This is a genomic window from Streptomyces sp. NPDC127108 (assembly GCF_042677545.1).
GTDB lineage: Bacteria > Actinomycetota > Actinomycetes > Streptomycetales > Streptomycetaceae > Streptomyces.
Map to the genome: position 1 here is coordinate 1 of NZ_JBHXTE010000070.1, position 21,325 is coordinate 21,325.

Here is a 21,325-nt window from a genome sequence, read left to right on the forward strand (position 1 = left end):
CCACCGCCATACGGCGGGTGTTCGGGGCCCCCCGGGGGGGCACCGGAACACCGGCCGGTACAGGCATCCGCCGGTCAGTGGCGCACGCGGCGCCTCAGCGCGCCACCCGCCACGTCAGCGACCCCTTGAGGAGCTTGCGCAGCTCCGGGTCGCGGACCGCGCGGGTCGGGTCCGTGGCCCGCACCGTGATCTTGTGGGCGCGGCCGTCGGCGGGCACACCCAGGGCCTTCGGCGTGATGGACCGCGCGTCGGCGCCCTTCTTCACGGAGCGGCCGTCGACGGACCAGCGCAGCTGTACGCCCTTGGCGGCGAGGACCTTGACGCGCTGACCGCGCCGCACCTCGTTGTCCGTGGGCGTGACCGCGGAGACGGCCGAGCCGTGCCGGTGGAAGCCCGCGATCATCGCCTCGCGTCCGGGCGAGTTGAACTCCCGGCCGAGGGTGCGCATGATCGAGTTGTCCGTCGGCCGGTACAGGCCGCGGGGGTAGTAGCCGCCGCCCTCGTACGCGCCGACGGTGCCACCGTCGGGCGAGGACTGGCCGATCCAGCGGTACCACTTCTTCTTCTGCGCGGTGAGCTGGGCGGCGGTCAGCTTGCTGATGTTCGACTCCCACGGCTCGGCGCCCGTGTACGTGCCGTACTCCTCGTACACGTACTCGTCCGCGAGCTTGCCCAGCGAGTGCCCCGTCTCGTGCACGACGACCTGTGAGGACTGCTCGTTGTCGGAGGAGGCGGTGGCGATGCCGTCGTAGCCGGACGGCGAGGTGATGTCGTTGTAGCCCGCGCCGCCGTACTTGGTGGAGTTGGACAGGACGATCACCAGGTCGGGATCGGCGGCCTTGCTCGCGTACGCCTCCACCTTGTTGGTGTCGACGCACAGCAGCCGCTCGATGCCGTCGCAGTAGAACGCCGAGCCGAGCGCGGTGTCCTTGCGGACATTGCTCGTCGGGTCGCCCGAGACCCCCGACTGGCGCGAGTGGGCGTCCACCGCCCACACGTTGAAGAGGTTCTTGTACGAGGCGTACGGCTCGACGGCCGACACCTCCGCCCACTTCGTGCGCACGTCGGCGTGGAAGTCCTCCTGCTGGGCGGCGGTGTAGCCGTCGCCGATGAAGACGACGTCGGCCTTGGAGCCGACCGGGCCGTTCTGCACGATCGGGACGACGGTGCCGTCGTCCGCGGCCGCCTTGCGCTCCTTGGCGGTGAGCGGGTCGGGGGCCGGTACCTCGGTGTGCCGGGGGTGGCCGTTCGCGCCGGTGAAGTACTCCACGTGCTGGGTGGAGTCGGCTCCGCTGCGGGCGGCAGGGGAGTCGGGCTCCGCGGTCGCGCCCGCGGAGGCGGCGAGGGTCGCCGCGAGGGCTATGCCCGCGGCTGTTGCGATCTTGAGCGGCGTACGTCTGGCTATGCCGGACTTGCGTCTGCGCATGGTGGGGGTCCTTCCGAAGTCCGCCGTGTAAGTGGCGAGTTAAAGCCGTTTAAGGCGTCGCTCAACGTAGGGGCTTCGGGGGCGTCAGGCAATGGTGAGGCACAAGATGTGTATGAGACAGGCGAGTTCACGCCAGTGGTGGCGGCGGTGAGGGCGCCCGGTGTGGCGCCCGCGTAGTCCGGAATGCCCGCTCACCGGACAGGCCTTCCTGGTGGCCGTACTCTTGACAGACACCTGAATTCCCTCCGGCATCTATGCATGACCGCCGTCATCGACTTAGCTCAGGGCCTGACCTATGGAAGGGGAGAGGTGGCGGAGAACAGTCCCGAGGGCACCCGGTCCGACGAAGCCGTCGAGATCGGTCGCCGCGTGCTGAGGCTGCGTACCGAACAAGGACTCACACAGCGGCAGGTGGCCGAACCCGCCTACACCGCCGCGTACGTCTCCACGCTGGAGTCGGGCAAGGTGCGGCCCTCGGAAGCCGCGCTGCGCCACCTCGCCGGACGCCTCGGCGTCGACTACGAGGAACTGCTCACGGGCCGCCCCGCCCGCCTCGCCACGGACCTGCGCCTTCGCCTCACCGACGCCCGGCGCGCCCTGGCCACCGGCGCCCCCGAGGACGCGGCGGCACTCTTCCGCACCCTGCACGAGGAAGCCGTGGCGCACGACCTGGTCGAGGAGCAGGCCGCCGCCCTCCAGGGGCTCGGCGACTGCCTCCTGGAGTCCGGTGAACTCACCGACGCCCGCGACTGCTTCGCCGCCGCCGAGCGCCTCCTCGCCGACCAGCCGCTTCCCGTGCGCGTCCCCGCCATCCGCGGCCGGGCCACCGCGCACCTCCTGACCGGCGAACTGCGCTACTCCTGCTACCTGCTCGAAACCACCCTCGACGAACTCAACGCCTCAGGCCTGCACGACCCTGACGCCCTGCTGCTCCTCTACACGGCATCCATCGCCCCGTACATGGACATGGGCGCGCACGCCCGCGCCGCGCACGCCGCCGAACTCGCCCTCGCGCTCGCCCCGAGCGTCAGCGACCCCGCCCTCGTCGCCCACATGCACCGCGGCGTCGCCCGCACCCTCATCGCCGAGGGCCGCACCGCGGAGGCCGACGCGTCCCTCGCCAAGGCCCAGGAGCTCTACCGGCACCTGCACATCCGCACCGAACTCGCTCACTGCCACTGGATGCGCGGCTACGTCCACGCCCAGGACGGCGACCTGGAGGGCGCCGAGAGCGAGCTGCGCACGGCCCGCGACATGCTCGCCTCCAAGCGCGCCGCCCTGTTCACCGTGCAGGTCGAGGTCGAACTCGCGGACGTGCTGCGGCGGCGCGGCAAGGCCGACGAGGCGGAGGCGCTGCTGCGGCCCCTGCTCACCTCCGGTGAGGTCGTCGGCGCCCTCGGTGCCGAGCGCGGCGCCGTGCACGCGGGCGGCGCCCACCGGCTGCTCGGCCTGATCGCCGAGGAGCGCGGCGACACCGACAGCGCCGAGGAGCACTACTGCGCCGCCCTCTCCCTCCTGGAACGCTCCAGCGCCGCGGGCGATCTGGCGGACCTGTGCCGCCTCCTGGGCGACCTGCTGCGCCGCACCGGCCGCGTCGAGGCCGCCTTGGACGCCTACCGCACCGGCCTCGGCCACCGCGCGGCCCCCGGCACCACGACCCTCGGCCCGGCCCCGGCGACGCCCCCGATGTGACGCCGGGCCGCCTCAGGCACCGGGCTCGCCGTACTCCCGGTCGTGCACCGGCGCGTCCGGGAGCTCCGCTTCCGGGGATTCCCGGTAGCGAACGCAGCCGCGCAGGAAGCGCGGCCACGGTGGGACGGCCACGGCGGGCTCGACCCGCTCCGGCAGCAGGTCCCACAGCTGCGGGTGGTGCCAGCACAGATCGTGCCCGGAGCTGTCGCGATGCCTGCGCACGGCCGCCCGGAGACTCCGCACCTCGGCTTCCAGCTCGTCGCGGGTCAGGTCGCGCAGGTCCTCGTCCAGGTCCATGGGCCGCACCCTAGAGCGCGGTACGGCTCCCCGACAGGGCCCGCACCGCGGACGTCACCCGCGCGGAGCCCCGGGAACGCGGGCCACACCCACGTAGAAGCCGCTCGGCTCACGCTTGGGGGCGGGACCGTCCTGGTACCACTCGGTGGCGGTCACCAGGCCGGGTTCGACGAGGTCCAGGCCGTCGAAGAAGCGCTCGACCTCGGCGCGCTCGCGCATGCGCAGCGGCACCTGGCCCTCCTTGTACGTGGTCGAGACGGACTCCTTCAGCTCCGGGTGCTCGTCGGCGGTGCCGTGCGAGAACATCAGGTAACTGCCGGACGGCAGGGCGTCGATGAGCGTGCGCGTGAGTGCGTAGGGATCCTCGTCGTCCATGACGAAGTGCATCAGCGCGATCAGGGACAGCGCGACGGGCCTGTCGAAGTCCAGGAAGCCGCGGGCGTGTTCGAGGATCGCCCCCGGCTCGCGGACGTCGGCCTGGATGTAGGTGGTGGCACCCTCGGGCGTGCTGACCAGCAGGGCCTCGGCGTGCCGCAGCACGATCGGGTCGTTGTCCGCGTACGCGACCCGAGCCGCGGGCGTGATCGCCTGCACGATCTGGTGCAGGTTCGGCTCCGTGGGGATGCCGGTGCCGATGTCCAGGAACTGGTCGACGCCCTGCCCTGCCAGCCAGGCCGCGGCGCGCTGCATGAAGGCCCGGTTGCGCCGCGCGTTCTCCCGCGCCTGCGGCGGCAGCTTCTGCGCCAGCTCCTGGTCGACCAGGTAGTTGTCCTTGCCCCCGAGCAGCCAGTCGTAGACCCGCGCCGGATGCGGCTTGCTGGTGTCGATCACGTGGGGTTCGGATGCTGCCGTCATACGTGACTCCAGTGCGGGTGGGGCCGGGAGGGGCCGCGGCGCGGGCGATCATGATTATGCCAGCGCCCGAGGGGCCGTGTGCGACGACTGTTCGATGCTCGCGCATGGGCGTGAGCGGTGCGGAGGGGCGGCCGCGAGGCCGAGGTCAGGGCTGGTCGGGCCCGTCCTGTACGTCGCCCAGCGTCGACGCGGCCACGGGGTCGCCCTCGGTGAAGTCGCCGGGCGGGAAGCCGGGGTGGTGGCCGCCGGACGCGGGGTCGGGCGGGGTCGTGGGGGCGAGGGCCAGGCGGGAGACGATGCGGTAGCGGTCGCCGCGGTAGAGGGAGTGGACGTACTCCACCGGCCGGTCCGCGGCGTCCGTGGTGAGACGTTCGAAGAGCAGGGCGGGGGACAGCTCGGGCACGTCCAGCAGGCGCGCCTCGGAGCGGGTGACGACGGTCGGCTCGATCGTCTGCGTCGCCTCGTGCACCCGTACGCCGTGCCGCTCGCGCAGGTGCGCGTACAGGTCGCCCGACTCCAGCTCGGTGGCGGTGAGCCCCGGCACCAGATCCGCCTTGAGGTGCAGGTGCTCGACGGCCATCGGCGTGCCGTCGACGAGCCGCAGCCGCGCCACGTACACGATCCGCCCGGCCGGTGACATCCGCAGCCTGCGGCCCACGCGGGCGCCGGCCGGGACCGTGGTGAACTCCAGGAGGCGGCTCGACCAGGCGCCCGCCGCCTGGGGCACCGACAGCGTGGCGCGGCCCGAGACCAGTTCCTGGGTGATCTTCGCCGGCGCGACGAACATGCCGCGGCCGTGCTCGCGGACCAGCAGACCCGCCGCGACGAGCTCGTCGACCGCGGCCCGCAGCGTCGGTCGGGACACGCCGAGGCGGGCACACAGGGTGCGTTCGGAGGGGATGCCGTCACCGGCCTGCCGGGACTCGATCAGTTCCAGGACGAAGTCGCGCACACGCTCCCGTTTGAGCACCGTTCCCGGTGCGTCGGTCTCCATGGTGTCCTCCGTCACCTCGCTGGTCAGGTGAAGTCTAGCCATGGGATCGGTGTACGGGACCTGTCAACTCGGAACGTGTGTAGGCGAGTTGGGCTCCATGACGGCTCGCGCGTCCAGGGTTGACGGGTCCCTGGTGCCGTGCCACCTTCATTCACCGGCAAGAGGTCAGCTGACCAGTTGCCCAACTGGTCAGTTCGAGGGTCGTCGGACCGGCACGCCGACCCGACCGGTTTCCCCCCACAGTTCCGGAGAGGAACACCCCGTCATGACCCAGCACTCGACGCCCGCCCGTGCCCGGAGCCCACGCCGCCGCGCCGCTGCCGCCCTGGCCTGCGCCCTCGGCTGCGCCGCCCTCGCGGTGCTGCCCGCCGCCGCGTCCGCCGCCGACTCCCGGCAGACCGCAGGGCGCGCCGCGGCCGACGCGGTCCTGTTCGACGACTTCGCCTACACCGCCCACGACGACCCGCGCGTCTCCGCGCACGGCTGGAGCGTCCGCTCCAACTCCGGCGGCCCTGGGGTGCCCGGCGCCTCCTGGGTGCCGCGGAACATCACCTTCTCGTCGACCGGCGGCAGCTCCGTCATGGACCTGCAGACGAAGACCGCGGGCACCGCCGCGAGCACCGAGCAGACCGAGATCCTCACCCGGTCGGCCAAGTTCAAGAACGGCACCTACGCGGCCCGGGTGAGGTTCAGCGACGCCCCGGCGTCCGGCCCCGACGGCGACCGCGTCGTCCAGACGTTCTTCACCATCAACGACCTCAAGGCCCCGATGGCGGACGACTACTCCGAGTACGACTTCGAGTACCTGCCCAACGGCGGCTGGGGCGAGCCCGGCAACATCCTCTACACGACGTCCTGGGAGACCTACAACCCCGACCCCTGGCAGGCCGTCAACCAGCACACCGAGCGCCGCGAGAGCTTCGCGGGCTGGCACGACCTGGTCCTCACCATCGACGACCGTGCCATCACCTACTACGTCGACGGACAGCACTTCGGCACCCACGACGCCGCGTACCTGCCCGAGCGCCCCATGTCCATCAACTTCAACCAGTGGCTGATCGACCTCGCGGGCCAGCCCGCCACCCAGCCCCGCTCCTACCACCAGCAGGTCGACTACGTCCTGCACGTCAAGGACCAGGTACTCACCCCCGCCGAGGCGGCCCGGCGCGTCGCCGCGTACCGGGACGCGGGCACGGCCTTCGAGGACACGGTGCCGATGCCGTAGCGCACGCACCAGCCCCGGCCGCGCACAGGGCGGGGCCGCCCACGGGTAGCGGCGGGCCGCTGTGCTGGGATGACCTCCATGACAGCACCTCAGCCCACGCCGCCCCGGACGGCCCCCGCCCGTACGGCGATCGACTGGCCGGTCTCTCTCGACACAGCGTCTGACCCTGCGTCCGCCCGCGAGACGGACGCCTTCGTGGAGTGGGGCGAGCCGCAAGTCCTGTACGCGTTCGGTCCGGACGCGTCCGAGGCGGCACCGGTGGCTTCATGACCGTCACGCTGCGCGTGGGTGCGACGGACGGGGCGCCTGGCATGGTGCTGCGGCCGTGGGACGACGGTGACGCGGCGGCGCTGATCGACGCGTACCGCGATCCGCTGCTGCGGCGGTGGACACGGGTGCCCGTCCGCGACCACGCCGAAGCCGCACGCTGGCTGGCGGTGCGGCACAAGGGGTGGGCCACGGAGGAGTACGTGAGCTTCGTCGTCGAGGAGGAGCACGGGGGCGAAGGGCACGGCGGGGGTCGGCGGCTGGTGGCCAACGTCGCGGTCAAGGCGCCCCGGAATTCCACCGGGGTCGGTGAGGTCGGGTACTGGACGGTGGCCGCGGCGCGTGGCCGGGGAGTCGCGTCCCGGGCCGTCGACGCGCTGACGGACTGGGCGTTCGGGACGTACGGCGCCAGCGGGCTGCACTGGCTGCGGCTGCTGCATCAGGTCGACAACGTCGCCTCGTGCCGGGTCGCGGCGAAGGCCGGATACGACCTGGACGCGGTGCTGCCCGTCAGGCCGCCGTTCCCCGCGCCGGGCCATCTGCACGTCAGGCGGCGTGTCACGGCGGGCGCCGCGGTACGTCACGGCTAGTGCTGTGACCGCGTAGGTCCGCCGGGGCGGGCGCCCCCTCGCAGTCGCAGTCTCAACTCGAGGGGGCCCGCGCGTCACTTCCGCCAGAACAGGTGATGCGTCACGCCGCTCGGGCTGGGCACGACCTCCAGGTGGAACCGGTCGAGCAGTTCGTCGGGGGACTCCCACAGTCGTAGTCCGGACCCGAGCTTCACCGGAGAGACCGCCACGTGCATGGTGTCGACGAGGTCGGCCTCAAGGAACTGCCGGATGGTGGTGACTCCGCCGCCGAGGCGGACGTCCTTGCCCTGCGCCGCTTCCCGTGCCTGTTCGAGGACCGTGGCCGGGTTGCCGTCGACGAAGTGGAACGTGGTGTCGGAGAGCGTGAACGACGGACGCTCGTGGTGCGTCATGACGAACACCGGAGTGTGGAACGGGGGCTCCTCTCCCCACCAGCCGCGCCACCCGTGGTCCTGCCAGGGGCCACGCTGGGGCCCGAACTTGTTGCGGCCCATGATCTCGGCACCGATGTTGCGTGCGAAGTCCCGGGTGAAGTAGTCGTCGAGGCCCCGGCTCCCGCCGGGATCCGTGCGCATGGGCCAGCTCGCCGTGGCACCGGCCCAGGCGAACAGCCTCGCCGGGTCGACGGCGTCGCCGAACGGACTCTCAAGGCTCTGGTTCTCACCGGCACCGATCCCGTCACTCGAGACGGCGAAGTTCATGACTCTCAGCAGTTGATCCACGTGCTCCTCCTCAGGTCTGTCGCGTCATCGTGCGGCGAGGCGCCACACACCATTACGTCGAACGGGGCGTGGCCGGATCGACAGCGACCCGCAACTTTTTTCCGCGGCGGGTCAGGAAGCGGCCCCGCCGGCCGTGTGGCCGTGGCGGACGCGGACGGCATCGGGGTGGCCGCCGTGAGAGCACCAGCCGTCGGGAAGGCGCCGGAAGGGGAAATGACCTGACGGCAAACGGCGTTAATCAGCCGTTGTCGTGGCGGTGAATTCCACCGATTCGCGGAGCCCTCGGCACCGCTATTTCCGGCATTGAAAACGGTCACCGATGCAGCCTTTGCGGACCTCGCCGATCTGCGCTTGACTGCCCTGCGTCGGACACCGAGACCAGCCGGGGGGACCTTCCTGTGGGGCACGCTCACACGCACCACGACGGGCACGATCACCAGGCAGGAGGCCATGGCGGACACAGTCACGGCGTCTCCGCCGACGCCGACAGGCGCTGGCTTTCGCTGGCACTCGTATTGATTGGCGTTTTCATTTCGGTGGAAACGGCGATCGCTTTCATATCCGGTTCGCTCGCGCTCCTGTCCGACGCCGTCCACATGCTCACGGACGCTTTCTCCATCATCCTCGCCCTGGTGGCGATGCGGCTGGCCGCGCGGCCCGCGAAGGGCACGTACACATTCGGGCTCAAGCGCGTCGAGATACTCTCCGCGCAGGCCAACGGCCTCACCCTGCTGCTCGCCGCGGTGTGGCTCGCGTACGAGGCCGTGGTGCGGCTGCTGCACCCGCCGGAGGTCACCGGCTGGATGGTCCTCGCCACCGCGCTCACCGGCGTCGCCGTGAACCTCGCGGCGACCTGGTGCCTGTCGAAGGCCAACCGCGCCTCGCTGAACGTCGAGGGCGCCTACCAGCACATCCTCAACGACCTGTTCGCGTTCATCGGCACCGCCGTCGCCGGTGTCGTCGTCATGACCACCGGCTTCGCCCGCGCCGACACCATCGCCACGCTCTTCGTCGTCGTCCTCATGGTCAAGGCGGGCTGCGGGCTGCTGCGCGACTCCGGCCGCATCCTGCTCGAAGCGGCGCCCGCGGGCCTCGATCCCGACGCCATCGGGGACCGGCTCGCCGCCGCACCAGCAGTGGCGGAGGTCCACGACCTGCACATCTGGACCATCACCTCCGGCGAGCCCGCCCTGTCCGCCCACGTCCTGGTCCACCCGGGCGGCGACTGCCACGCCGTGCGCCGCGACCTCGACCACGTACTGGCCGAGACGTACGGCCTCACCCACACCACGCTCCAGATCGACCACGAGGACGACGCCCCGCACCACGCCGCCGCGTCGGCGTCCGCGGCCACCGTCGGAGCGACGGCACCCCACTGCGCCAACGGCCACGGCCCCACGCACCGGCGCGAACCGCACGCCCACTGAGGGGCAAGTGACGCCCTGGGGCGCCGACTGGCCTGCTCAGACGTGCAGTTCGGGCGGCAGCCCCGTCCAGCGGAGCTCGGGTGGCAGATGCCCGGTGTCGTTGTAGAGGAGCAGGGACGCCGGGCGCCCGGGAGCGTAACGGATCACGGTGAGGCCCGCGTTGGTGTGGTTCAGGCCGAGCCAGCGCCACGCGGGCGCGTCGAGAGCGGCGCGCACCAGCCAGCCGATGAGGAAGTTGTGGGTGACCACCAGCTCGTGGCGGGGCGTGTCGCCCTCGACGGGTCCGGTGAACCGGTCGAGGGCCGCCCGCGCGAGGGCGGGGCCGCGCTCCCGCTCGTCCGCGGGAAAGGCGGCGAGCCGGTCGAGCAGGATGGTGGCCGAGTCCTGCGGCAGTTCGTCCCGGGTCGGCACGTGCGGGACGTAGTCCCCGGCGGCCTCGGACAGCGTGACGGGGACGCCGGGGAGTTGATCGCTGATGAGACTTGCCGTCTGCGCGGCGCGCGGCAAGGGGCCGTGGCTGATCTCCGCCAACGGGGTGCCGCGCAGGCGCGCGCCGAGGAGGGCGGCCTGACGGCGCCCGCGGTCGGTCAGCTCGGACTCGTCCGGGGACGCCTCGCCGTGCCGGGCGAGATAGAGGTAGCGGGCGGCGGTCGCGGTCATCGAGGTGCTCCAGGGCGGTGGACGGGGAGGGCTTCGGTGGGGGTCACGGGGCCGAGACCAGCAGGTGGACGGCCAGAGCGACGATAAGGGCACTGGACGCCAGCGCCGTGCCGAGACGGCCACGGCGCCCCGTGAGGACCCGGCCGACCAGTGCGCCGCCCCCGGCGAGCAGCAGTTGCCAGCTCGCCGACGCGGCGAAGGCGGCGAGGGTGAACACGGCCTGGCCCAGGCGGTCCGGCGCCTCGTCGGTCTGGCTGCCGACGACGAGCGCGGCGAAGTAGATCACGGTCATCGGGTTGAGCAGCGTGAGGGCGAGGAGGCTCGTGTACGCCCGGGTGGGTGTCACCGGCTTCTCGTCGCTCGGCCCGGCCGCCTGCGGTCGTCGGTACAAGGCGAGGGCTTGCCTGGCCGAGCGCAGCGCCAAGGCGATGAGGACGCCCGCGGAGACCCAGCGCAGCGGGCCGATGAGCGGGCGGACGACAGGAGCCGCCGCCGCGCCCGCGACCGTGGCGACCAGCGCGTACACGCCGTCGGCCGTGGCCACCCCGAGCGCCGCGCAGGCGCCGGTCCGCAGCGACGTGCGGGCGGTCAGTGCCATCAGATGGGCCGCGACCGCGCCGACCGGGATGGCGATGCCATACCCGGCGAGGAGGCCCGCGACCAGATACCCGGTCACCGTCGCGGAGGCGTCGGTCCCCACGGTCGGCCGGACTGCTGCTGCCGCTCCACCGGACGACCGGTGGAGGCGGGCGGCAGCGGGGCGGCGGTGGGCGTGCTCAGGGGCACGCGCGGGATGAACGGCATGGAGGGATCGTGTGGCGCGGGCCGCCGCTCGGGCAAGTGAATTTGTGCGGGGTGGGCAGGGAGGGGTGGGGCTGGGCCGTGCCGTTGGGGGGGAGCGGGGTGCTGGCACGGGCGGTGCGGTGCAATGCGGCGCAGGGGTCGGTGAGATGGCGTGCAGCGCAGCGCGGGGCCGGTGGGGCGGCGGTGCAATGCAGCGCGGGGTCGATGGGGCGGCGGTGCAATGCGGGTCGTCGCAGTCGGGTGCGGGGCGGTCGCCCCCCCGCACCCGGTGTGTCCTAGGCGTCACCGAGCCCGCGTCACCGCGTAGCGTTCGCCAGCGCCGCGTCCGCCTTCGCCCGCGACGACTTCCACCACGTCGTCACCGGCTCCCACACCCGTACGCCCTGCGGCAGGCCGAGCGCGTCGTCGGTGAACTGGCGGCCGCGGATCGAGGGGTCGCCCGCGACGGTGACGAAGTCCACCAGGCGGGCGGTGGTGTCGCTCGGGTCGGCGGCGGTGCGCACGGCGGCGTACGCGGTGCGGCCCGCGGCGACGCGGTAGGGGGCGCTCTCGGTGGCAGGAACGGGCTGCGCCGCGCCGTCCAGCGTGCCGAAGGTGACGGTCGGGATCCGGTCGACGGAGCAGGCCTTGGTGGTCTTGTTCTTGATGCTGATGCGGAGCACGCCGGGCTTGGCGGCGGCTGCTGCCTTCACGGTGAGCGCGGACGCCTTGCAGGTGGCCAGGCGCTCGGCGGCGTTCGGCTGCGCGCCGGACACCGGCTGTGCCCCGGCCGTGGGGGTGAGGGCGAGAAGTGCGGCCCCGGCCGTGGCGGTGAGCGTGAGGAGCGAGCGAGTACGCATGGTGCGGTGTCCCTTGTTCGGTGCGTCGGCGGTCGGCGTGTGCGGTGGTGCGCAGGGATGACCGACGGGAGAGCCGCCTGGTTGCATCGACTCCTGCATTCGGGTGACCTGGCGGGAATCAGCCCCTCAACTGGCCTGACTGAGGACTGACTTTGACGGAGCGTCGGATGAGGCCCGAGGGGCGCCCCCGAGGCGCATCGCCGCGCCGTGGCGCGATCGCGCCGGGTTTCTCCGCGCTCCCTTGACAACCGCCCGCGCCGCCACGACGCTCCATCACGCTCGTGTTAACGCTAACACCGGGCCGGGACACACCCGGGAAAGCACCTGGGGGGCCACCCATGTCAGGCCGCACGCCCAGCACGCCCAGCACAGCGAGTTCACCTGCCACGCCGAGCACGTGCGCCACGCTCACGCCCACGCCCGCCACGCCCGCCACGCCCACGTCGCCCGCACCCACCGTCACCCGCCGCACCCTCCTCGCCGCCTCCGCCGTCACCGCCACCACCGCCGCGATCGGCACCCTCGCCACCGCCTGCGGCACCGCGTCGGGCCAACCCGCGGGGAAGGTCGCCGTGTTCGGGGACAGCGCGGCCTGGTCCGCGCCGATGGCCGCGGCGGGGGCGGCCATGAAGTCGGTCGCGGGGCTGCGGCTCGTCCCGGAGATCAACCCGTCCCTTGAGGCGTTCGAGCAGGTGGTGAAGTCCTCGCTGCGGACGAACAAGACCCCGGACCTGCTCAAGTACTGGTCCGGCTACCGGCTCCAGGACCTGGCCCGCACCGGCGGCATCGCCGACCTGACCGGCCCGTGGGACGCGGCCGTCAGTCGCGGCTGGGTGGACCGTTCCCTGCGGGAGGCGTTCACGTACCGGGGCCGGGTGTACGGGCTGCCGATGAACCTCGCGTACTGGGTGATCTTCTACAACCCCGAGGTCTTCGCCGAGCACGGCCTGAAACCCCCGGCGACCTGGGGCGACTTCCTTGCCGCCGCCGACCGGCTGAAGCGGAACAAGATCACCCCGCTGCACGGCACGGCCGACGGCCGCTGGCCCTCGTTCATCTGGTTCCAGGAGATCCTCAGCCGCCAGGACCCGCAGTTCTACGACGACTTGATGAACGGCCGCGAGAAGTACACCGACCCGCGCGCCGAACGCGCCCTGCGCACCCTTGCCGGCTACTTCGACAAGGACTGGTTCACGCCGATGGACATGAACCACGTCGACGCCGCCGCGGCCGTCGTGCACGGCAAGGTCGGCATGCTGCCGTGCGGCACCTGGCTCGGCTCGACCCTCACCGCCGGAGGCGGCAAACCCGGTAAGAACGTCGGGGCGTTCGTGCTGCCCATGGCGGACCCCGCGGCCCGGCCCGCCGTGATCTTCGAGTCCAGCGCCCTGGTCGCCACCGTCAAGGGCCCCGACCGCGCCGAGGCGCTGAAGGCCACCAGGAACTGGCTGCACCCCACCGTCCTGAAGGCGTTCTCGCACACCCTCCAGGACGGCTGCCCCAACCCGCGGGTGCCCGCCGCCAACCCCGTCATCGCCTCGCTGGCCGAGAAGGTGCGCGGCGAACGGCTGCGGCTGCTCAACCGGTTCTGGGAGCAGGGCCCGCCCGAGCTGGTCGAGGCGACCGTCGACGACCTCGCGGGCTTCCTGCTCGACCCGTCCTCGTACCGGAAGGTGCTGCGCACCATGCAGGAGCGCGCCGACGACGCCTGGAAGGTGTGGCGGGAGGCGGCGCGGACATGACCGGGACCACCACCCCCGCACCGGCCGCGGCGACGGCGGCCAAGGCGCAGCGCGCCCGCCGCCGGATCCCCACCCGCACGCCCCACCGGGCCGCCCGCCCCGGCGCCCGCCGCGGCGGACCGCTGGCCGCGCTGCCGTGGGCCCTGCCCGCCTTCGCCTTCGTCGGCGTCCTGCTGGTGTACCCGTTCTTCCGCAGCGTGTACGGCAGCTTCTTCGAGGACAACGGCTTCACGAGCAGCTACACGGGAATCGACAACTACACCCGGCTCGCCGACGACCCCATCTTCGGCCGGTCGCTGCTCAACACCCTGATGTGGGTGGCCGGGACGCTGCTCCTGCCGGTGCTCCTGGGCCTGCTGATCGCGGTCGCCACGCACCGGACGAGGTTCGGGGGCTTCGCGCAGCTCGTCATCGTGCTGCCGTTCGCGATCTCGACCGCCGCCACCGCCGTCCTGTGGAACTTCATGCTGACGTCCGACGGGGCCGTCAACCAGTTCCTGCGGGGCGTCGGCCTCGACTCCTGGGCGCAGACCTGGCTCCTGGAGTGGCCGCAGAACACGCTCGCGCTGATCGTCGCGTCCACCTGGCAGGCGACCGGCATCAACGTCGTGCTGTTCGCCATCGGCCTGCGCGCGATTCCCCGGGACACCGTCGAGGCCGCCCGGCTCGACGGGGCGAGCGGCTGGCGGATGTTCCGGTACATCACGCTTCCGCAGCTGAGGGCGGTGACCGTCGTGGTCGTGGGCATGGCCGTGGTGAACAGCCTCAAGGCGTTCGACATGATCTGGATCCTCACCAAGGGCGGCCCGTCGCGGTCCTCGGAGACCCTCGCCCTGACCATGTACCGCGAGGCGTTCCGCCTCTTCCACGTGGGCTACGGCTCGGCGATCGCCCTGGTCCTCTCCGTGATCGTCGTCGCCTCGTCCTGGGCGTACCTGCGCCACCAGATGCCGGACACCGGCTGGGCGAAGGCCTGAGGAGGGGGCGGCCGTGGGACGCGTCGTACGTCATCTCTTCGTCGCCGGCTGCGTGGCGCTGTGGCTGATACCGCTGTACCTGCTCGTCGTCAACGCGCTGACGCCGTCCACCGCGTACGAGGGCAGGCCCGACTGGACCTTCCAGGGCTTCGACTTCGTCGACAACGCCAGGACCGCCTGGACCGAGGCGGGCATCGGGGACAGCTTCCAGGCCTCGCTCCTGTACTCCGTGGTGTGCGGTCTGCTCGCCGTGCTCGTCGCCGCGATGGCGGCCTTCGCCGTCGTCGTCCTGCCCATCCCCAGGCCCGCGTTCTGGTTCTGGCTGATCTACTCCGGGACGCTGTTCCCGCTCCAGATCTTCCTCGCGCCGCTCTTCGGCCTGTACGCCGACGCCAACCTGTACGACACCAGGCTCGGCCTGATGCTTGTGTACGTCGCCTGGGCGATCCCCTTCGCGTTCTTCCTGATCCGCAACCAGATGACCACGATGCCGCCGGAACTGACGGAGGCGGCGCTGCTCGACGGGGCGTCCTTCGGGCGGATCTTCTGGCGCATCCACGTGCCGCTGATGCGGGCGGGGCTCGGCGCCGCCTTCATCTTCCAGTTCACCGCCGTCTGGAACGACCTGCTGCTCGGCATCACGCTCAGCCGCAGCGCTGACGTCCAGCCCGTCATGGCCGCCCTCACCACCCTCAACAACGCCTACTCCGCCGCGGGCCCGCCCGTGATCCTCGCGGGCGCGCTGATCGTGTCCGCGCCCACCCTGCTGCTCTTCCTGGTGTTCCGCGGCCTGTTCCTGCGCGGCATCACCGCCTCCGCCCGCTGACCCACAGCTGTCCGACCCCGATTGCCCCGCCGACCGCCCCGGGAGAGATCCGTATGACGACACGGGCCCTGGTCCGCACCACCGACTGGGACAACGACCGCATCCGCGCGAGCCTGCGCGCCTCGGTGGTCAGCGCCGAGGGAGCGCTGAACGGGCGCGTGCTGCGGCTCACCGAGGAGCCCCTGATGCGGCGCGCCGCCGACGGCACGCTGCTGCAGTCGCTGCGCGTCGAACCCGTCAACGGGGCGATCGTGCCCGGGGAGTTGGAGGTGCGCACGGAGTCGGGAACCGCGCTGCGCGTCGAGCGCGTCCCCGGGCCCGGCCGCGCCGTGCGGCTGCTCGTGCCCGCCGTCACCGCGCCCACCCGCGTCACCGTCGCCCTGCCCGGCAGCGGCGAGGGCATCGGCGTACCGCTGACACCGCAGCGCCACTGGACCATCCATCTGGTGCACCACTCGCACCTCGACATCGGCTACACCGACCCGCAGGGACAGGTCCTGAAGGAGCACCTGTCCTTCCTCGACTCGTGCCTGGAGCTGACGCGGACCACCGACGACTGGCCCGCCGAGTCGAGGTTCCGCTGGTGCGTCGAGTCGCTGTGGTCCTTCAAGCAGTGGGCGGAGGCCCGGCCCGCGGAGCAGGTCGACGAGCTGATACGCCGGGTGGGGGAGGGGCGCATCGAGCTGACGGCGCTGCCGTTCAACCTGCACACCGAGACCTGCTCCACGGACGAGCTGCACGAACTCCTGCGCCTGGCCCACGACATCCGCGTCCGCCACGGCGTGCGCTTCACCTCCGCGATGCAGACCGATGTGCCCGGCGCGGTGGTGGGCCTCGTCGACGCCCTCGCCGCGGCGGGCGTCAGCTATCTGTCCGTCGCCCACAACTGGGCGGGCCGCTCGGTGCCGCACCTGGTCGGCGGCGAGAAGCTGCCCCGGCTCTTCCGCTGGCGGGCGCCCAGCGGCAACAGCGTCCTGGTGTGGATGACCGACACCCCGCACGGACTCGCCTACATGGAAGGCCCGCTGCTCGGCTTCGACACGGCCTACTGCGACGTGGACGACCTGCTGCCCGCCTACCTGACGTCCCTGGCGAGCCACCCCTACCCCTACCGCGGCGGTGTCTTCGGCTGGGCCATGGACCAGGAGGACATCAAGCGCGAGCCCTACCCCTGGGACGTCCTGCACCTGCGCGTCCAGGGCAAGTTCGGCGACAACGCGCCGCCGCGCCGCATCATCGCCGACACCGTGCGGCGCTGGAACGAGACCTGGGCCTACCCCCGGCTGCGGCTCTCCCGCAACGAGGACTTCTTCCTCGACGCCGAGGCCAGGCTCGGTGACGAGATCGCCACCTTCGAAGGCGACTGGACCGACTGGTGGGTCGACGGGGTGGGAGCGGGGGCACAGCCGCTGTCCCTGGCCCGCACCGCCCAGTCCGCGGTCGCCGACGCCCAGACCATTGGCGCGTTCGCGTCCCTCCTCGACGCCACGGGGGCCGAGGACGACACGCGGGACGCCGCCGGGGTCTACGAAGCGGTGTCGCTCTTCGACGAGCACACCTGGGGCGCCGGCGACCCGTGGACCCACGGCGACGAGGGCGGCCACAGTGGGGAGCAGCAGTGGCACTGGAAGTACGGGCAGGCGCTGCGCGCCCACGACGACGGCACGTCGCTGCTCCACCGGGCGAGCGCCCGGCTCGGCCAGCGGCTCGCCGCCGCGCCGGGCGCCCTCGCCACGTACCACGTCGTCAACACCTGCTCCTGGCCGCGCACCGACGTCGTGCGGATCTTCCTGCCGGAGAGCAGCGTGCCGCTGGAGCGGGCTGTGGCCGTTCGGGACGGCCGCAGCCACCGGCGGCTCGCGCACGAGGAGCGGGCGCAGACCAACGAGGACCACCGGGACGCCGGGCGGTTCCTCGTCGTGCGGGTCGACGAGGTGCCGCCCGCCGGTTCCGTACGCGTCGAGATCGTCGACACCGACACCGACACCGACGTCCACGGCACCCCCGCGGCCGGCGCCGTCAAGGCGGCCACCGGCTGGAACCCCACCGGCACCGCCGAACGCGAGGACCCCGCCGACACCGCCGCGCAGGCCCTCGCCCACCCCACCCCGACACTCCTGGAGAACGAACACCTGGCCGTCCGCGTCGACCTCGCGCGCGCCTGCGTCGCCTCGGTCATCGACAAGTCGACCGGGCGTGAACTCGTCCGCACCGACCCCGTCGTGGGCTTCAACGGCTACTTCCACGACAGCTACACCACCGCCGGAGGCTTCAACCACAACTCCAGCCGTACCACCGCGTCCGACCGCCTCGAACACCTCGGGACCCGGGCCGTCGCCCCGCCCGCCGCCCTGATCGCCCGGCACTCCACGGCGACCGCGGAGACCCTCACCTACGAGACCCGCCCGGCGGGCGCCAACCGGCTGCGCACCACGCTGACCCTGCCGCGCGGCGTGCCCCGCCTCGACATCGAGAACCGCCTCGACAAGGACCGCACCCTGGGCAAGGAGAGCGCCTACTTCGCGTTCCCCTTCGCCTTCGACGACCCCACCGTGCGCATGGAGGCCTCCGGCGGCGTCACCGGCACCGGCCTGCCGGTGGTGCCGGGCTCCGCGCGCCACATGCGGGCCGTGCGCCGCTGGGTGACCCTCGCGGACGACGGGTGCGCGGTGGCCTGGTCCTCGCAGGACGCGCCGCTCGTCCAGTTCGGCAACGTCGCGCTGCCGTACGCGCCGTTCCCGAAGACGATGGGCCACGACGAGCCCGCCACCGTCTTCTCCTGGATCCACAACAACCTGTGGGACACCAACTTCCCGAGCGAGCAGGGCTTCGAGCTCACCTTCCGCTACAGCCTCGCGTGCGCGCCCGTGGCCGACGGGCTCGGGCCGCGCACCGCCGCCGCGTTCAGCCGGCCGCTGCGCGCGGTCCGGGCGCGGGGCCCGGTCGCCGCCGACGCGGCGACGCACGCCTTCGTCGATTTCGGCGACCCGCGGGTGCGGCTCGTCGGCGCGACGGTGCCGCGGCCCGGTGAGGTGCTGCTGCGCCTGCAGTCGTTCGCGCACGAGCCGGTGGACTGCCGCGTCCTGGTGCGCTTCCCGGTGGCCGCCGCGTACCGGGCGGACTACCTCGGCACGAAGGGCGCCGCACTCGACCACGCGGACGGCGCGACGACCCTCGCCGTCCCGCCCCTGGCCACGGCGGCCCTGCTCCTCGTACGCCCCTGAACCGCCGCCTTCCCGTACGCGCCCCGACCACAGCGCGAACCCTCGCGCGCACCACCGCACGAAGCACCGCAGGAACCACCGCACGAAGGAGAACGCGTGTACCGGCTCGACCCGCGTTACGGCCCGGCACCGGGGGCCGTGATGGCCGCCGGATGGCGCGCCGTGGCCGCACACCTGCCCGGCGGCCCGTCGACGATCGCCGTCGACGGGCCGCCGTCCGTCGACTTCCCCCACCTCGTCGCCCGCCTCACCGCCGAACTCGCCGCCACCGGCACGCGCGTGGACACCCTCGACGTGACCGCGCACCACGCCCCGGCCGACGAGGTGCGCCGCCGCACCGACGACGGCACCGACGACCCCTACTACCGCGCCCTCGCGGACAACCCCCTCACCGACCTCTTCGACGCCCTGCCCTGGCCGGACCCGCCCACGGACCGCCTGCTGCTCGTGCACGGCCCCGGCGCCGCTCTCGTGCCGCACGACCGCCTCTGGTACGCGGACGTGCCCAAGCGGCACGCGGAGGCCGCCGTCGTCGCGGGCCACGGCCACAACCTCGGGCTCCCCGGCGAACCGGCCGACCTCAGACGCCTCTTCTACATCGACTGGCCCATGCTCGACCGCCACCGCGACGCCCTCGCCCCGCGCGTCGACGCCTGGCTCGACACGCAGGACCCGGACCACCCCGTGTACCTCGACGGACCGGGCCTGCGCGCGACGCTCCGCGCCCTCGCCCGGCGCCCCGTGCGCACCCGCCCGTATTTCAACTCGACGCCGTGGGGCGGTCACTGGGCCCAGCGCGTCCTCGGCTTCAACCCCGGCGCCCGCAACACGGCGCTCGGCTACGAACTCATCGCCCCCGAAGCGGGCGTCCTCATCGGCACAGGACCCGGCCTCCAGGCCGAGATCCCCTTCCAGCTCCTGTGCGTCCTGCACCCCCACCAACTGCTCGGCCCCGACGTGCACACCCGCTTCGGCACGTCCTTCCCGATCCGCTTCGACTACCTGGACACCGTCGACGGCGGCAACCTGTCCGTGCACTGCCACCCCCGCGAGCGGTACATGCGCGAACGGTTCGGCTGGCCCTACACCCAGCACGAGACGTACTACATGACACGCGGAGGCCCCGGCGCCCGGGTCTTCCTCGGGCTGCGCGAGGACGCCGACGTCGACCTGTTCCGCAAGGAGATCGAGGAAGCCGCGCGGGACGGCGTGCCGATGGACCCCGAGGACCACGTCCTGACCTTCCCCGCCGAACAGGGCCGCCTCTTCATGATCCCCGCAGGCACCCCGCACGCCAGCGGCGCCGGAAACCTCGTCCTGGAGATCAGCGCCACCCCCTACCTCTACAGCCTGCGCTTCTACGACTGGCTGCGCCCCGACGCCGACGGCAACCCCCGCCAACTCCCCTACGAACACGGCCTCGCCAACCTCGACACCGACCGCCGTGGCGAATCCGTCGCCCGCGACCTCGTCCAGGAGCCCCGCCTGCTGCGCTCCGGCGACGGCTGGCACGAGGACGTCATCGGCGCGCTGCCGGAGATGTTCTACGAAGTGCGGAGGTACGCCCTGGAGGCGGGCGCGGTCGCCGACGACGACACCGCGGGCCGCTTCCACGTCCTGAACGTCGTGGCGGGCGAGGGCGTGGAGATCCTGACGGCGGCGGGCGACCGGCACCCGCTCGCGTACGCGGAGACGCTCACCGTGCCCGCGGCCGTCGGCGCGTACCGGATCGCGGCGCGCGACGGGGCGGCGAAGGTGGTGAAGGCGCTGGTGCGGCCGCCGGCGGCGGCCGGGCAGGCGTCCCGGCCTGCCCCGTCCCGCCGGGACGCGGGGCGCTGATGCGGGCCGTCCTGGAGATCGGCGGCACCCATGTGACCGCCGCGCTCGTCGATCCCGGGCGGGCCCGGGTGCTGCGCCGGGCGAGCCGGGGCCTCGACCCGCGCGGCACCGCCGAGCACGTCCTCGGCACGGTGGTGCGCTGCGCCACCCAGGTCGGCGCGCCCGCCGCCGCGCTGTGGGGCGTCGCCGTGCCCGGCCCCTTCGACTACGACAAGGGCATCGCACGCTTCGAAGGCGTGGGCAAGTTCGACGACCTGTACGGCATCGACGTGGGATCGGTCCTGCTCGACGGCGTGCGGCCGCGCCCCCGCGGCGCCGTGTTCCTCAACGACGCCCACGCCTTCGCCCTCGGCGAGTGGTCGGCCGGGGCGGCACGCGGACACCGGCGCTGCGTCGGCGTCACCTTGGGCACGGGCGTGGGCTCGGCGTTCCTCGCGGACGGGCGGGTGTGCCACGAGGGCCCGGGGGTGCCGCCGCTCGGCCGCATCGACCTGGTGACCGCGCACGGGCGTCCCCTGGAGGAGTCGGTGTCGCGCCGGGCCCTCCTCGCCCGCTACGGTGACCGCCGCGCGGAGCTGCGCGACATCGCCGCGCGGGCGCGCGCGGGCGAGGCGCGCGCGGGCCGCGTCCTGCACGAGGCCCTGACCACGCTCGGCACGGTCCTCGCCCCGTACGTGCGGGACTTCGGGGCGACGGCCCTCGTGGTGGGCGGGGGCCTGGCCCGGTCCTGGGACCTCGTCGGGCCTTCGCTGGGCGGGGCGTTGGGGGACACGCCGGTGACCGTCCGCGCGGGCGCGCTGGGCGTGGACGCGGGGCTCGTGGGGGCCGGGGCGTACGTGGAGACGGGGTGAGGGCCGGGCCGTCGGGGTACGGAAGGACCGAGCCGCCGGAGCACGCGAGGAGCGCGCCGCCGGGGCCC

At 72.8% G+C, this 21,325-nt stretch carries 17 protein-coding genes and 1 pseudogene; 10 read left to right on the plus strand and 8 right to left on the minus strand.

Annotated features, from left to right (window positions below; translation table 11 throughout):
- Positions 1-94: 94 nt before the first annotated feature.
- A complete protein-coding gene (locus tag ACFVHO_RS37915) occupies positions 95-1,426 on the minus strand; it encodes a M64 family metallopeptidase (protein WP_385725061.1) in 1,332 nt (443 codons plus the stop codon).
- A 258-nt stretch (positions 1,427-1,684) separates the two neighbouring features.
- On the opposite strand from ACFVHO_RS37915, the gene ACFVHO_RS37920 reads away from it, so the two are divergent.
- The gene (locus ACFVHO_RS37920) at positions 1,685-3,118 is read left to right on the plus strand and encodes a tetratricopeptide repeat protein (protein WP_385725063.1); all 1,434 of its coding nucleotides are present in this window, start codon (positions 1,685-1,687) and stop codon (positions 3,116-3,118) included.
- 12 nt (positions 3,119-3,130) lie between these two features.
- Here ACFVHO_RS37920 and ACFVHO_RS37925 read toward each other — a convergent pair whose 3' ends face one another.
- The 3 genes from ACFVHO_RS37925 to ACFVHO_RS37935 all read right to left on the minus strand — a co-directional run bounded on the left by ACFVHO_RS37925 (position 3,131) and on the right by ACFVHO_RS37935 (position 5,264).
- Positions 3,131-3,415, minus strand: coding sequence for a hypothetical protein (locus ACFVHO_RS37925; protein WP_385725065.1), 285 nt, complete (start codon positions 3,413-3,415; stop codon positions 3,131-3,133).
- 54 nt (positions 3,416-3,469) lie between these two features.
- Positions 3,470-4,270 (minus strand): SAM-dependent methyltransferase, encoded by an 801-nt coding sequence (locus ACFVHO_RS37930; RefSeq protein WP_385725067.1) that lies wholly within the window; start codon positions 4,268-4,270, stop codon positions 3,470-3,472.
- A 145-nt stretch (positions 4,271-4,415) separates the two neighbouring features.
- The gene (locus ACFVHO_RS37935; RefSeq protein WP_385725098.1) at positions 4,416-5,264 is read right to left on the minus strand and encodes a GntR family transcriptional regulator; all 849 of its coding nucleotides are present in this window, start codon (positions 5,262-5,264) and stop codon (positions 4,416-4,418) included.
- 427 nt (positions 5,265-5,691) lie between these two features.
- Here ACFVHO_RS37935 and ACFVHO_RS37940 point away from each other — a divergent pair.
- Positions 5,692-6,489, plus strand: a pseudogene (locus ACFVHO_RS37940) (glycoside hydrolase family 16 protein); the annotation flags it as partial.
- A gap of 266 nt (positions 6,490-6,755) precedes the next feature.
- A complete protein-coding gene (locus tag ACFVHO_RS37945) occupies positions 6,756-7,346 on the plus strand; it encodes a GNAT family N-acetyltransferase (RefSeq protein ID WP_385725069.1) in 591 nt (196 codons plus the stop codon).
- A gap of 74 nt (positions 7,347-7,420) precedes the next feature.
- Here ACFVHO_RS37945 and ACFVHO_RS37950 read toward each other — a convergent pair whose 3' ends face one another.
- Complete coding sequence (locus tag ACFVHO_RS37950) at positions 7,421-8,068, minus strand: dihydrofolate reductase family protein (protein WP_385725071.1); 648 nt, start codon at positions 8,066-8,068, stop codon at positions 7,421-7,423.
- A gap of 398 nt (positions 8,069-8,466) precedes the next feature.
- On the opposite strand from ACFVHO_RS37950, the gene ACFVHO_RS37955 reads away from it, so the two are divergent.
- Positions 8,467-9,495 (plus strand): cation diffusion facilitator family transporter, encoded by a 1,029-nt coding sequence (locus ACFVHO_RS37955; RefSeq protein WP_385725073.1) that lies wholly within the window; start codon positions 8,467-8,469, stop codon positions 9,493-9,495.
- Positions 9,496-9,531: 36 nt separating this feature from the next.
- Here the strand turns inward: ACFVHO_RS37955 and ACFVHO_RS37960 are convergent, their stop codons facing one another.
- The 3 genes from ACFVHO_RS37960 to ACFVHO_RS37970 form a co-directional block, all read right to left on the minus strand.
- The gene (locus ACFVHO_RS37960; RefSeq protein WP_385725075.1) at positions 9,532-10,155 is read right to left on the minus strand and encodes a histidine phosphatase family protein; all 624 of its coding nucleotides are present in this window, start codon (positions 10,153-10,155) and stop codon (positions 9,532-9,534) included.
- Positions 10,156-10,198: 43 nt separating this feature from the next.
- Positions 10,199-10,855, minus strand: coding sequence for a LysE/ArgO family amino acid transporter (locus ACFVHO_RS37965; protein WP_385725077.1), 657 nt, complete (start codon positions 10,853-10,855; stop codon positions 10,199-10,201).
- Positions 10,856-11,255: 400 nt separating this feature from the next.
- Positions 11,256-11,798, minus strand: coding sequence for a DUF4232 domain-containing protein (locus ACFVHO_RS37970; protein WP_385725078.1), 543 nt, complete (start codon positions 11,796-11,798; stop codon positions 11,256-11,258).
- A gap of 338 nt (positions 11,799-12,136) precedes the next feature.
- On the opposite strand from ACFVHO_RS37970, the gene ACFVHO_RS37975 reads away from it, so the two are divergent.
- From ACFVHO_RS37975 to ACFVHO_RS38000, 6 genes are all read left to right on the plus strand, one after another.
- The gene (locus ACFVHO_RS37975) at positions 12,137-13,540 is read left to right on the plus strand and encodes an ABC transporter substrate-binding protein (RefSeq protein ID WP_385725079.1); all 1,404 of its coding nucleotides are present in this window, start codon (positions 12,137-12,139) and stop codon (positions 13,538-13,540) included.
- Positions 13,537-14,517, plus strand: coding sequence for a carbohydrate ABC transporter permease (locus tag ACFVHO_RS37980; RefSeq protein ID WP_385725080.1), 981 nt, complete (start codon positions 13,537-13,539; stop codon positions 14,515-14,517). The genes ACFVHO_RS37975 and ACFVHO_RS37980 overlap by 4 nt, the downstream gene beginning before the upstream one ends.
- A gap of 13 nt (positions 14,518-14,530) precedes the next feature.
- Entirely contained in the window at positions 14,531-15,343 is an 813-nt protein-coding gene (locus tag ACFVHO_RS37985) for a carbohydrate ABC transporter permease (RefSeq protein WP_385725081.1), read from the plus strand.
- A gap of 53 nt (positions 15,344-15,396) precedes the next feature.
- Complete coding sequence (locus ACFVHO_RS37990) at positions 15,397-18,567, plus strand: alpha-mannosidase (protein ID WP_385725082.1); 3,171 nt, start codon at positions 15,397-15,399, stop codon at positions 18,565-18,567.
- A gap of 96 nt (positions 18,568-18,663) precedes the next feature.
- Positions 18,664-20,406 (plus strand): class I mannose-6-phosphate isomerase, encoded by a 1,743-nt coding sequence (locus tag ACFVHO_RS37995; protein WP_385725083.1) that lies wholly within the window; start codon positions 18,664-18,666, stop codon positions 20,404-20,406.
- Complete coding sequence (locus tag ACFVHO_RS38000; protein WP_385725084.1) at positions 20,406-21,257, plus strand: ROK family protein; 852 nt, start codon at positions 20,406-20,408, stop codon at positions 21,255-21,257. Before ACFVHO_RS37995 ends, ACFVHO_RS38000 begins: the two co-directional genes overlap by 1 nt.
- Positions 21,258-21,325 lie beyond the last annotated feature (68 nt).